Annotated in this window: 4 protein-coding genes and 4 pseudogenes; 4 read left to right on the forward strand and 4 right to left on the reverse strand. The window is 58.5% G+C overall.

Going from position 1 to position 8,531, the window contains the following annotated elements:
* Positions 1–19: 19 nt before the first annotated feature.
* Entirely contained in the window at positions 20–2,833 is a 2,814-nt protein-coding gene (locus AX756_RS21875) for an AsmA family protein (protein ID WP_068317129.1), read from the reverse strand.
* A gap of 220 nt (positions 2,834–3,053) precedes the next feature.
* Positions 3,054–3,329 (reverse strand): annotated as a pseudogene (locus AX756_RS21880) (integrase core domain-containing protein); the annotation flags it as partial.
* 1 nt (position 3,330) lies between these two features.
* Between AX756_RS21880 and AX756_RS25240 the strand changes: the two are divergent.
* A pseudogene (locus AX756_RS25240) lies at positions 3,331–3,624 on the forward strand (integrase core domain-containing protein); the annotation flags it as partial.
* 149 nt (positions 3,625–3,773) lie between these two features.
* Positions 3,774–4,394, forward strand: a complete 621-nt coding sequence (locus AX756_RS21885; RefSeq protein WP_068317133.1) for an exopolysaccharide biosynthesis protein — start codon at positions 3,774–3,776, stop codon at positions 4,392–4,394.
* A 230-nt stretch (positions 4,395–4,624) separates the two neighbouring features.
* On the opposite strand, the pseudogene AX756_RS21890 reads toward AX756_RS21885, so the two are convergent.
* A pseudogene (locus AX756_RS21890) lies at positions 4,625–6,544 on the reverse strand (DUF3604 domain-containing protein).
* A 476-nt stretch (positions 6,545–7,020) separates the two neighbouring features.
* On the opposite strand from AX756_RS21890, the gene AX756_RS21895 reads away from it, so the two are divergent.
* Entirely contained in the window at positions 7,021–7,605 is a 585-nt protein-coding gene (locus AX756_RS21895) for a rhodanese-like domain-containing protein (protein WP_068317135.1), read from the forward strand.
* 169 nt (positions 7,606–7,774) lie between these two features.
* Here AX756_RS21895 and AX756_RS21900 read toward each other — a convergent pair whose 3' ends face one another.
* Positions 7,775–8,104, reverse strand: coding sequence for a hypothetical protein (locus AX756_RS21900; RefSeq protein ID WP_068317138.1), 330 nt, complete (start codon positions 8,102–8,104; stop codon positions 7,775–7,777).
* Between the two features lie 312 nt (positions 8,105–8,416).
* Between AX756_RS21900 and AX756_RS25825 the strand changes: the two are divergent.
* Positions 8,417–8,531, forward strand: a pseudogene (locus AX756_RS25825) (IS6 family transposase); the annotation flags it as partial.

Consider the following 8,531-nt stretch of genomic DNA (forward strand, 5'->3'; position numbering starts at 1 on the left):
CGGGTGGTGAATTTGTCCGTCAACGACCTCTCGGCGGTTTGACCATCTGCCTGTAATCGGGGACGCAAGGGACGCGCTTTTCGGGCATTTCAAGAGGAACGCGCCGTGGTGCTGAGCCGCCAAACTTGACGTTCACTTTCGGGTTGTGCAAAGAGCCCTGAACGGTAAATGGCAACGCGCTGCGCGACAATGGACGCCCCACCGCGCGAGGAACGGCGCTGAAGGCGATCTGATCGCGCGGGACGTCGATGACCCCTTTGCCCACAAGCTGTACGCGGCGGGTTTCCAGAACGGCAGAATTGAATTCGATCCGGCCTCGATCGACCCTGAGCGGCGCTCTCATGCAAACGATATCGGCATAACCTCTCCGCATCTCCTGCGAAAAGAGCCAGGGCAGCACGCCCAGTCCGGTGAGTTCAATAAGGCTGGTACTGATCCGGCCGTTCGACATACGAAGTTCAGCCTTGCCACGCATGGTCCGCAGAAATGCGCGAGATGACGAAGCGCTGCCCCGAAGGTCGAAGCTCCCTCGCAGTGTCCCGGATGCTCCGACGCCGACATTCAAGGATTGGAGGATCTCTCCCAGGTTCCAACCACTAGTCTGGCCCGAAACGCGTAGAAGCCCGGGCGCATCAACCATGTTCATGGCGGCGCTGAGGACAGCAGAGCCGCCGCCATATTTGACCGAGAGCGGCCCGAAGTTGAGCTTCCCTTGTTTGACAACCAGCTGACTGTTCAACTTCGAGATTCCCTTTTGTCCGGTCAGCTTTCGCACATGGATCCCGATATCTGCGTCCAAGGCTCTTGCGAGCCGGCGTGGATCCTCGATATCGGCAATCGGAAGGTCTCCGATCCCGCTTGCAAGCACGAGCGGCTGAAAGTCCGAGAGATCTTCCTGATCGGACATCTCGGCACGAGCCTGTCCATTCTGTGTCTCGATCACAAGCGGCTGGTAACCTTCGAGATCCTCTCCCGCGTCCGGCTCTTCTGGTTCCGTCGGCAGAACGAGCGGCTGGAACTCTCCATCTTCCGTGGAGCCCAAGTTGGCATGACGCTGCTTCTGAAGCTCGGAATGCCTTTCCGCAGCTTTTTCCAACTCGCGGAAGGCGAGAACGAATTTCCTCAGATCCACCAGCGCAAGCTTGTCGCTTTCAACGGCTCCGGTGATGACAGGAGCGCCCTGAACCAGCGTAGACTTCAGGTTGGCTCCGATTTTCGAACCGCCGAGTTCCACGGAGAAGATCGATTGCAGCGCACCTTCGATGCGATCGAGTTTGCCTTCAACCACCACCTGTCCGGTATTCACCGGCTTCAGATCCAATGCCTTGAAGAAAGTTGCCCCATCCGCCGTGTCCAGGTTCATTTTCGCGGAAAAGTCTGCAAGAGATCTGAGGTCATCCGTCGACAACGAAGCACTGCCAGACCACAGTTCGGCGTTCGCGGAATGCACATCCGCCTGCAGTTCGATCGCTTCTCCTTCGCTTCCTTGGAGATCAAGCGATCCGACGAGGTGCCCGAACTGTTCCCTTTCCTGGAGATCGAGGTGTCGGAGAACCCATGACACTGGAAGATCAAGCGAACCAGTAACGGAAAAGCCCCTCATTTCGAGAATGTTCTGCACATCCGCCCGGGCCGCTAAATAGGGTGCCTGCGCGGGGCCGAGTTCCAGTGAGAGATCAGTAAGCTGCAAGGAGTCGTCCGGTGTCCGATCGATGTCTCCAATTCGGAAAGGGCCGATGCTTTTCAGGTCGTGATCAAACGCATTTGTTTCCACGTCCAGGTGTTCAAGCCGAAAAACGCCCTGCTCTCCGACAACTCGCGCTGAGACGCGTTGGGGGCGAATGTCACGCAGAAAAACAGCAGGCCGCATCACTTGATCGGCCGGAAAAAGGTCGGCCTCAACCTGCAGGTCCATGTCGGCGCCGCTGGGCGTGTTTGCGAAATCACCGGCAACCTGGACTCGCTTCCCGTCCGTGAGTCGCAGATCAAGATCGAGACCTTCGAAGGCAAAACTCTCTTCGGCGTTTTCGACTTTCGACGAGATCTTGCCGGTTCCTTCAATGTTGCTCTCCAGTCGGAGCATTGCAAAAAGGTCTGAAAGGTCGTCAGTTTCCGCCGATAGCTCGCCTTTGAAGCTCCCTTTCGGCATTTCGGGATCTTGCTCGCCGTGCAGCGAGAACTTCGATTTCCCGAATTTTCCATTTGCCTCAAACGGAGCAGTTTCGGGAAAACTGCCCGAAATCTCGAACGCGCCTCCATTGATCACACCCTCGGAGGTGACCGTGGTCTGCGCGTCATCGGCATCTTGCGACACCTGAAGCTGTCCTTGCGAGATCTCGAACTCGAAACCTGTATCGAACTCCTCGATCCTGACCGCCACATCACGCAGATCCACTGAGCGCTCGAGAAAGAACACAACCACTCCGGTATAGCCTCTCTCGTCCGTATTCGGCGCGCCGGCTACCGTCTTCTCCTGAACGATATTGATACTGACGTCACGTGCGCTGATCTCGGGTAGAAAGTTCTGTCCTTTCAGTCCCTGAAGTGGCGCGAGAGATAGCCGAACATGTTGCAGCCGCGCCAGGTCCTGCCCGGATGGCCGTTGCGTGGGCAAACGCACCTTCGTCGCCGCGATGCTGAAGCCGGGAACGAAGGAAATCTGGACATCTCCATCGATCTCTACCTCGGTCTTCAGCAGTTCGGTCAGCGCATTCTCCAGAATCCCGACGCGCCAGCCGCGCATCTGGTCACTCTTGAGGGCAAAAATCAAAATGACCGTTGCAGCAAAAAACAGCACGCTCAGTGAAACGATCAGTTGCTTGGCTTTGGCCATTTGGGGAACCAACATTTGGTGTCTTGTGCCACGCCGATCATTCTATCACGCTCACGCTGGTAACCCAATCAGAGGCAGCGTCAGAGCGAATCCAGTTGAGCGGGGCAGGGTGGTCTCGTAGCCTCTCGAGATGACGAAAAACGATCCATTCAGATGTTTAAAGACGTGCCGCGGGTGTTGTCAGAAGTAACTGGACTTGCCCGGGTTTGGTGGAGAGCGATTAGCTCAGTTCCGGGGCCTTCCGCTCGAATGCGATGGGGCTCTGGAAGCCGAGTGATGAATGCCGTCTGACAGGGTTGTGGAACCCGTCGATGTATTTGGCGATGGCGTTTTCGGCCCGATGGCGGGTTTGCCATGCAACCGGCCAGATCAGTTCCAACTTGATGGTCTTGAAGACGGTTTCGACCATCGAGTTGTCGTAGCGGTTTCCCTTGTCGCTCATGGAGATCAGGATGGCGCGTGTTCGAAGCTCGGCCTGGCAATCGGCAGAGCAATAACTATCGATCAGATACACCGAGCGCCTGGCCGAGGCCGGCATCGAACCCTCAGTCGGCAGCGTCGGCGACAGCTACGACAACGCTCTCGCCGAGACGATCAACGGCCTCTACAAGGCCGAGGCCATCCAACGCCGCGGCCCCTCGCGCAACTTCGACGCCGTGGAATACGCCTCCCTCGAATGGGTCGACTGGTTCAACACCCGCCGCCCGCTGGAACCCATCGGAAACATCTTGCCAGCAGAAGCCGAAGCCAGCTTCTACGCAGCTCTGGAAACTGAAACCATGGCCGTGTAGCTTACGTCAAACAGCCTCCGGCAGACCCGGCTCGGTTCACACCACCCGCTCGGCTGGTTCTTGGCAAAAACTGCGCAAGCTGGACGCTCGAGGGATTGCAGGCTCATGGTCGAGACTGATATGCGGTCGGATCATCTGAGAGGGAATGAATGAATACGCAGAATGGGGCAGGACGGCGACCGTCCCTCTCGCTTCCGATCCTGAGGACATCCCGCGATCATCATCGTGCAGGAACTCTAACTCTCGGCAATCTGCTCTCATCGCTGGGCGAGGCATCTTTCGGATGGGCAATCGTCGTGTTCTCGCTATTGACCCTGCTGCCGCTGCCGCCCGGCTCCTCTGTCGTCACCGCTTTGCCGCTTCTCGTGACGACGGTTCAGATGATACTCGGCTACTCCCATGTTCGACTTCCGGGGCCGCTGGCGCGCCTGCAACTCGACCAGGCCAAGGTGCGACGGACGGTTCTGCGCCTTAGACCCGTCACCCGCCGGCTGGAGCGCGTGTTAACCCCCCGCCACACGACGCTTTTCGCGCCTCGGTACGAGCGGCTCTCGGGCGTCTTCCTTTTCGTCATCGCTTTCGCGCTCTTTCTGCCGGTCCCGTTCAGCGGCTGGTTTCCGGCCGTCTCTCTCTTCACTTTCGGGGTCGGCATCGTCGAACGCGATGGTCTGGTCGCTCTCGTCGGCCTATCCCTTGGTGCTCTTTCGGTCCTGCTTACGGCAACGATCATGGTGTCGCTCGCTCATGGAGCAGAGGCCATGTTGCTTTGAGGCGAGGCACGGAACCGCACCAAAAGCACCGTGTCCAAAGCCTACCCATATCTTCAAATAGTGGTCTGTTCACTGCGCAAAGGTGCCACTAGGCGGACCGAGCCGATTTGCTGGTGCAGCAACGGCAATGAGTGACGTACTGTCCCACACCGGACGTTCAAAAAATATGCGGCGAACGGCAAAGACGAGCCCAAATGGGGCAATCGCTTCGTGCGCGCATTTTGCAGATGTTATCTCGGCGTGTACCAAATCGGTGAGGTGTAGGCGCGCTCAGTAACGGTCATAGGGACCTCGGGCGCGAAGTCCGCGTCCTCGAAGTAGGCGGCGTCATAGGCAGTCCAACGGGGCGTCGGGATCTCGATCACCCGCGCGTAGTAGAAGGCTTTCTGCGATGGGTCGAAATCCGGATCCTGCCAGACGGTGATAAGCTCGGGTGCGCCTATGGTGTTTGTCCATGTCGCGTTTTCGACATCCACCGTATCTCCGACCGACGCCAGCTTGCCATCCGCGTCCGGCGACCGCTCGCCTGACCAGACCACGTCATACACCTGTTCCTGCATTGCGCCGCTCGCATCGAGCCAGCCCTTGACGATCTGGATGCGGTCGAGATTGCCCGACAAAGGATCCTTTAGCGCGGCGACGAGGAAGGACAGCGCGGCACCTTCAGGCGCTGGCGGCAGGTCGCCGCCCATCGGTACGCCTTTTCCGTACCCGACGGCGCCGGGGTTGCGTCCGAGAGAATCTTCTGTCGTGAATTCCCAGCCGCCGAAGAAGCGCACGAGCATCCGCGTTCCGGTTGTGCCATAGACCTCCTTACGCTTCATCGCGTCCCAGATCGCGGCCCGGCTGTTTTCCACCGCCCACACCGCTGTCAAGCCTGAAGCGCCCAGTTTCCAGTCCTTGACTGTACGCCCGTCGAAGTCGAAGGCGTTTCCTGTCGAACGCTCTGGGTCTGGTTCACTCGCGGGAAACTTGCCGAAGAAGTTGTTCTCCTCGGCCGACGAGATGCCCGTGTGCGCGTCAGTCGACCCAACCATCCCGAACTTGAACGGATTGGTGCCAAACTCGCCTTCGAGCTTCAGGCCGCGCTTCAGCGCTTCGCGGGCATATTCATAATCGAGCATCCCCGGCTCCTTGGGCACCACGTTGAGGTTGCCCGCATCCCAGATCTCGAAATCGGCGAACTCGTCGGCCGGCGCCAGCGACGGATGTTGTTCGGATGTTCCCTTCCCTTGCGTGACTTCATAAAGCGGTTCCCACCGCGCCCGGCTCATCGCCCATTCGGCGTCGATCGGGATTCCGTCGGGCGTTTCGGTGGAGAACATCAGGACGTTCGACAGGTTGCCGTTGTGCGGGATCGCCAGAACCCGGCCGCCGGTCACCTCTTCGTATTTCGCCATCCAGTCCCAGAGTTCGCGCGGCAGCTCGGTGTCGAAGGTCGTCAGGGGGCGCACCCGGTCGGCTTCGGCCTTGTCGCCACGATAGATGACGTTGCGGTGCAGGTTGTTGCCGCCGCCGTAATTCGACGTCCATTCATAGCCGATCATGGCCGAGAACGTGCCCGGGTCGTTGTGACTTTCGACGATCCCGGTCATCGACTGCCACATGTCCATTTGCGTCGTGGTGTCGGTCATGGCGGGTGGTATCTTGCCCTCGCCCTGCAGGGTGATCATTTCCATGACCACCGCCGTCGCAGCCTCGCCGCCCTTTCTCATCTCGTCATGCCAGCGCTTCAGGGTGGGATCGGACATGAAGGCGGGATCGCCCTCCTAGATGCTTGCCACGACACCGAGCGCGTCGGAGTGGTCGGCGACCACGATCCAGTCGTAGGGGCGTGAAAGTCTGACCGGCTGGCCGGTGTTCGACGTGATCTCGGCCCCCTTGGCATATTGCAGGGCCTCGTCGGGCCCGACCCGTGTGCCGCCGCCGAAGGCATCGGGCGAACAGGAGGTATGCAGGTGCTGCTCGCCCCAGAGAGGCACCATCGGGAAACTACGCTCCGCGTAAGGCGAATATCCGGACTGGTTAAAAAAGCGCTCGATCCGCTCTGGCTGGATCGTGCCAGTGTCGGTCGTTACCTGGGCGGCAGAGGAAGAGAAATTAAAGGCTACCAGGATGGGGCTCAACGCAATTGTCGGACGGATCTGCATTTTAACCTCCTCTTGGCATGGTTCCGCAAGCGTATGGGAGGAAATCGTTTCCGTAAAGATATCGGTCAATTCGTAATGGATCACGAGGCAGGGCCGATCGATGAGTTTTGGTCCACCGTTACGCTGCAAATCTCACGGGCGTTAGGAATGTCCGAAGAGCAGATGTGTGACTGGCTTGTTTGTACCGCGCCACTGCGAACGCCAGCTTCGTCCGCTGAGTTCACCTCGGTGCGGCCCGCCGCGAACTGCGCGTTGGTGCCATTTGCCGATCTTGCCGCAGCTCCGCATTGAGAATTGGAATCTATCTGTGGTGCCTTTCGGGGCGTTGACAGAGATCATGGATGACCCTGCGTCAATTTACTATTGTGCTCTCATCGTTTTGGTACCGAATTTCTTTCTTGGGTATGAGTTGGGCGAAGCGTGTGGGAGCGTCTTTAGACACCCGCAAACGTCCTCGTGGAGAGGAGGATAGAGTTATGTCGAACCTGAAAACTATCGGGTTATCGGTGCTGTTGTCGCTTCCGGTGGCCGCATACGGACTTGAGCAATCAGTCGAGCCAGACCAAGTCCCGACAAAGAAGCAGACAACTTTGGGATACTACCTTACCCCGAGCGAAGCTCATGATGCCTTGGAGCAAACGCCCGAAATCGTGTTCATTGATGTTCGCGATCCGAAAGAGGCAACCTTCGTGGGTCTTCCTGACAGCGTAGATGCAGTCGTGCCTCTTATGACGGTTGCTGATGAGTTTCTCCCAGACAAGGGCAAATACGCAATGACGCCAAACCCCGCCTTTCTCGATCAGGTGGCTGGGATTGTCGAGCGCGAAGGTCGGGGCAAAGACGAAATCCTGTTCGTTATCTGTCAGTCGGGAGGTCGAACTGCCAAGGCGGTCAATGCACTGGCCAAGGCTGGCTACTCGAAGGTCTATGCTCTTTTCGAGGGCATCGAGGGCGATCTCAACAAGGAGACCGGTCACCGTGACCTGAATGGTTGGAAAAACGCCGGATTGCCTTGGGGCTACACCATGACTGAGACCCAGGCATGGCAACCGAAAGAATGATCCAGTCGTAGTCCGTCGTTTCGCTCGGTTGCAGGCAACAATTTGCGCGATGACGGCCGCAAACGATTGTCCGACACGAATTGTCGGTTGACCGCTACGTCGGCAAACTCGTCGCGCATGCAATGCCCTGTGTGGCAAATTAGTGCGGCGGAACCGCCAGCAGAGCAATCTATCGGAAATCCCCATCCGTGCTCATCTCTACTGTATGGCCCACGCTCGCGCTGCCAAATTCTGCATCTGCCGCGCCGGACCCGAAGGTGTCGCCATAATCGGCCCACTCGATCCTCTCAGAAAGCCCACCCCAGTCGAAGTTCTTGCTTACAGGGTTGATGGATGCGCCGATGGCGAGCACGGCGCCGCCGGCGGGAGCGTCGATGAAGGCCGAGGTACCATTGTTACCGACAGAAACTGCACCGGCCGCATCTGCCCCCTTGAGCGTCCGGCTATGGATGGCAAGACGAACGGCAGCTGCGGAACAGGTTACGGTGATTTCGAACATTCCGGCCGGAACGCCCTTGGCGATGGTGAAGCGCGATGCGAGTTGGCGCTATTGACGTAGTCAAACAGGTTGGCGGTGACGCCGGCTCAGAGATCGACTATGAAGGAATACGTGGACAGATCTTCGGTGGAGGCATCGAAGCCAGTCGACAGGATCGAGGCACTGGTCGGGATCTCCGTATCTGCCTTCGCCACCGAAAGGGCCGCGAAATACCGGCTGCGTTCATGTCAGAAGAACCTGGCTTGCGGCGGGGCAGGGCGCCTACTAGCCTCCCTTGATGTCGAAACCTGCCCCCCGTTCAGATAATTCAAGATGAGCCGTGAGATCATCCGCCTGGCGGTCATGATGTACGTTCGCCTCCCGCTGTCGCTCCGAAATGTCGAAGACCTGTTGCCCGAGCGCGGGATCGGCATCAGCCACGAGTCCG

Origin of the sequence: Aliiruegeria sabulilitoris (genome assembly GCF_001558155.1) — a bacterium.
In the GTDB taxonomy this organism is placed as follows: Bacteria; Pseudomonadota; Alphaproteobacteria; order Rhodobacterales; family Rhodobacteraceae; genus Tropicimonas; species Tropicimonas sabulilitoris.

Excerpts from the sequence above, each read along its gene's own strand:
- AX756_RS21875 (WP_068317129.1), bottom strand. The coding sequence starts at position 2,833 with ATGGCCAAAGCCAAGCAACTGATCGTTTCACTGAGCGTGCTGTTTTTT.
- AX756_RS21885 (WP_068317133.1), top strand. The coding sequence starts at position 3,774 with ATGAATACGCAGAATGGGGCAGGACGGCGACCGTCCCTCTCGCTTCCG.
- AX756_RS21895 (WP_068317135.1), top strand. The coding sequence starts at position 7,021 with ATGTCGAACCTGAAAACTATCGGGTTATCGGTGCTGTTGTCGCTTCCG.
- AX756_RS21900 (WP_068317138.1), bottom strand. The coding sequence starts at position 8,104 with ATGTTCGAAATCACCGTAACCTGTTCCGCAGCTGCCGTTCGTCTTGCC.